This is a genomic window from Aurantibacter sp. (assembly GCF_042094015.1).
Classification (GTDB): Bacteria; Bacteroidota; Bacteroidia; order Flavobacteriales; family Flavobacteriaceae; genus Aurantibacter.
In genome coordinates this window covers 1-4255 of the sequence record NZ_JBELDZ010000092.1, presented here as the reverse complement: position 1 = coordinate 4255, position 4255 = coordinate 1, and the positions used below count along the sequence as shown (strand labels likewise).

At 28.4% G+C, this 4255-nt stretch carries 4 protein-coding genes; 2 read left to right on the top strand and 2 right to left on the bottom strand.

Going from position 1 to position 4255, the window contains the following annotated elements; all coding sequences use genetic code 11:
• Both ACFDSN_RS10985 and ACFDSN_RS10980 read left to right on the top strand, forming a co-directional pair.
• A partial coding sequence (locus ACFDSN_RS10985; protein WP_375239902.1) for an ATP-binding cassette domain-containing protein occupies nt 1-401 on the top strand: 401 nt, incomplete at its 5' end.
• Nucleotides 402-1697 carry an HlyD family secretion protein gene (locus ACFDSN_RS10980; protein WP_375239901.1) on the top strand — a complete coding sequence of 432 codons (1296 nt, stop codon included), beginning with the start codon at nt 402-404 and terminating at the stop codon, nt 1695-1697. It abuts the gene before it with no gap.
• A 32-nt stretch (nt 1698-1729) separates the two neighbouring features.
• Here ACFDSN_RS10980 and ACFDSN_RS10975 read toward each other — a convergent pair whose 3' ends face one another.
• Both ACFDSN_RS10975 and ACFDSN_RS10970 read right to left on the bottom strand, forming a co-directional pair.
• Nucleotides 1730-2053, bottom strand: coding sequence for a hypothetical protein (locus ACFDSN_RS10975; protein ID WP_375239900.1), 324 nt, complete (start codon nt 2051-2053; stop codon nt 1730-1732).
• A 224-nt stretch (nt 2054-2277) separates the two neighbouring features.
• The gene (locus ACFDSN_RS10970) at nt 2278-3396 is read right to left on the bottom strand and encodes a hypothetical protein (RefSeq protein WP_375239899.1); all 1119 of its coding nucleotides are present in this window, start codon (nt 3394-3396) and stop codon (nt 2278-2280) included.
• Between the last annotated feature and the right edge of the window lie 859 nt (nt 3397-4255).

The window sequence follows — 4255 nt, the reverse complement described above, 5'->3', positions numbered from 1 at the left end:
ACGCTGTTGCTGTTGCCAATATTAATGAATTTATAGAATCTTTACCATTGTCATACAATACTAAAATTGGTATGGAAGGTGTTGGAGTAAGTACAGGGCAAAAACAACGTTTACTAATTGCAAGAGCAGTCTATAAAAATCCTAATTTCTTATTCTTTGATGAAGCTACAAGTGCATTGGATGCTAATAACGAAAAGGTTATTATGGAAAAGCTAAATACCTTTTTTGAAAACAAAACTGTTGTTGTTATTGCACATAGATTAAGTACAGTTAAAAATGCACATCAAATTGTAGTATTGGATAAAGGAAAGATTGTTGAAGTAGGTAATCATCAAAAACTTGTAAGCCAAAAAGGAAATTATTACAATTTGGTTAAAAATCAATTAGAATTAGGAAAATAGATGCCAAATAATAGTTTAGATAATATAGAACTTCGTAGTGAAGAAGTGCAAGAAATATTAACCAAAGTGCCGCATTGGATGATACGTTGGGGAAACGTCTTGTTTTTGGCTTTAATTGTAATGCTGTTATTCATGTCTTGGTTTATAAAATACCCAGATATTATTCCTTCAGAAGCATTAATAACAACTCAAATTCCACCACAAAAAGAATATGCCAAAATCACAGGTAAAATAGACGCCATTTTAGTAAAAGATAATCAAGAAGTAAAAAACAATACGCCATTAGCTATTTTGGAAAATACAGCCAATTATAAAGATGTTTATAAACTTAAATCTGTAATAGATACCATAACTGTAAATAGTAAATCTTTTAGCTTTCCAATAGATAGCTTACCTATTTTATTTCTTGGCGATATTGAATCGCAATTTGCGTTATTTGAGAATAGTTATATTCAATACAAACTCAATCAAGAATTAGAGCCTTTTTCTAATGAAGCATTAGCAAATAAATATTCCATATCTGAACTCAATAGACGTTTACAAAGCTTAAAATCACAGAGAGATATTAATAAAACAGAATTAGAGTTTACTCAAAAGGATTTAAACCGACAGAAAACCTTATTTGAAAAAGGAGTAATTTCTGAACAAGACTATGAAAACAAACAATTACAATACGCACAAGCAGAACGAAACTACAAAAACTTTGAAGCTTCTATTTCACAAATGCGAGAAGGTATAAGTAATGCCCATAAAACATCAAAAGGCACAGAGATAAACCGAATAAAAGAAGAAATGGTCTTACTTAAAAATATAATACAATCCTTTAACCAACTTAAAAAAGCCATTAAAGATTGGGAACGTTTATATGTCCTAAAATCTAATATCAATGGCAAAGTATCTTTTCTAAATTATTGGAATACTAACCAAACTGTAAATCAAGGCGATTTGGTGTTTATTATTATTCCAAGTGAAAATTCATCTTTTATAGCCAAGTTAAAAACACCTGCACAAAATTCAGGTAAAATCAAGGTTGGTCAAACCGTAAACATCAAACTTGAAAACTATCCTGACACAGAATTTGGTGTACTTAATGGAACAGTAAAAAGTATTTCATTAATTCCAGATGCAGAAGGTTTGTATTTTGTTGATGTAGAGCTTCCAACAAAACTAATTACATCTTACAACAAAGAAATAGACTTTAAACAAGAAATGCGAGGTACAGCAGAAATTATTACCGAAGATTTACGACTTGTCGAGCGTTTCTTTTATCAGTTTAGAGAAATTGTTAAGCGTTAGTGTTTTTCGTTTTGGAACACCCCTTAAAAGCCTTAAACTTCTTCTCTCATCTTCTTTAATTGTCTGCCAACAGTAACCCTATTAATGTTTAGTTTTTTGGCAATAGCTGTATTTGTCATTTTACCATCTTCTACTTTGTTCCAGTTATCTATTATCTTTTTAATTTTAGTTTGTGTTAAACAGGAACGTCTTTTACCATTGAGTTTATTAGTGGTAATTATTTTTTCAACTTTTGTTAATTTAGATTTTGGGTTAAATAAAATACGTCTAGGTTTTATATGTAAAGGCTCTATATTTTCAATAGCCATTATGTTTAAAGTGATGCTTTTAATCTCACTTTCTTCTAAAGAAGGCAAACAAAAGTCATTAACAAAATTTAAAAAATTGATTAATTCTGCATAATCAATGAATTTGTTTAGTCCTCTAAACTGGCATCCTATGGCATAAACGGTTTCATTTCTTTTGCCTATTGGTATAAATTTAGGAATATAAATCTCATAAAATGCTTGTACCTTAAAAAAGGTTTAATAATGATAACAGTCTAGGAAGAAAAATCAACCTTAAGAATAAATGCTTGTACCTATCCTAGTACTGCTGTTTTTTCTTTTTTAAATAGATTTATAATAGTATCAATTTCTTGCTTTTTATCAGGCCTGTCGTGGTTGCCAGTAATGTTATTCATTGCTTTACCATCTTTTCTGAAAACGGTTTTACAATATATCATGTGTTTGTTATAATTTTTACCTGTATCATTTATTATTTTCTTTTTCTTTGTCAAGGTTGAAATAAAATAATAAAGCTCATCAATATTACCTTTCCATTCTATCGGAGTTTCAATTTCTTTGTTTGAAACTGGATTAAATGCGTTTTTAAAAATATTAAATGATGTCTTTTCTATAAACCCACCATCTATTAAGTGTTCTAAAACATTATTGAGACTACTTCTACTGCCATATCCAGAGTTTAGTTTAAAACCTAATTTACCTACAGTAGTTGTGAGAGATTTGTCAAAATTAAATCTATCTTTTAGTGAATGGTTAACTCCATATTTTTTAGAATAAGACAACTTTAGTTTCAAAATATAACCTGAATAATCGGTATATAAATAATCATAAACGATTTTGTAAAAATAAATCAATCTTGAGAAAAACTTTTTTAAATATAAATACTTGTCATTTTGTATGATAATATTTGCTTCGTTTATGCCTTCTGTTATAGCTATATGAGTATTTGATATAAATGTAAGGTTCTTTGTTTCACTATTTTTTTCTACTTCTTGCTTAATATTATTTAGAGTATCAACTATAAATATATCAGTTTGCCAAAAGTCATTATCAAAATCATAATGAATAGAAAAAGTATATAAATCTTTTTCAAATTTATTAAAGTAGTTGTCTTTTAGATAAGTGTATATATCTAATCTATCTTCGTCTTTTTCATTTGCTATTCCTTCTTTAATAACATTCCTCCAATCATTATTTTTAGCACTAATAAAATCCCAAAGTTGTAAAAAGTTTGATATACGGTATTCTTCCTCAACGATGTTATTAATTATTTCAATTTGAGCATCGTGATTTTGGTCGTCAAAAGAATATTGAAAATCTGAAGTAGTAGAAACAATATTTAGGTTACTTAATCCTAAATATTTTGCTATACAAGTTTTATATCCTTTAACTCCTTTTATGATTTTTGGCTTCATCCTGTAAATTTTAGGCATAAAATAAATAATTTTTTGCGGTTTCAAACTAAAAAAGAGAGGGAGGGAGAAGATGCACCCAAAAAGGCGGTAAAATCAGTATTTCAAAGCTGAAAAAATAAGCATTCATTTAACAACTTTAAATATATATTAAAATGAAAATTGAATAGCACCACTCTTAAAATAAGCTTGAACACCCTTTAAATACAATAGTTTTAAATAAAGTGGATTTATTTGTTCCTATGGCTTTATAATAGGTATCGCTATAGTTTTTTGATAGGTAAGCGATATTCTAATAAAACTCGATTTTTTAACGAGATATGGTCGATAACCCTTGTTTTGCTTAAAATGGTTTTTTTTGCCTAAAAATCGGCAAAATACATTTAACAACTTTTGCTTTGAAATATAGCTCTAATTTCATTTTTAGAATTAGGTAACATCAATAATAACAAGGGTTTATAGTTTATTTTAACCTTAATGTTTAGTCAATTTTATTACTGCTGCCCCTTATGGCTTTTTTATAGGTTTTTCAGATTCAAAATTATTAGAGGAAAAGGGGCAAGATGGACTGATATGTTAACTCAATATAGCATTGAATTTTTTTTAATGACCCCACCTTTTTTTTCGGTTCGATTTGCTTTTTGAAAAGCATCACAAAAATTTTAATACATTAAAAAATAAATGACAGAGTGAATACTTTGATTAATCTGTTTGCTTCCTTTGACTACTTTTTACTTTTTGCCTTGACCTAAAGCTTGACCCAAAATAAAAAAGCACCTACAATAAATTTGTAAGTGCTTGATTTTAAAAGTGGTCCCACATGGACTCGAACCATGGACCACCTGATTATGAGTCAGGTGCT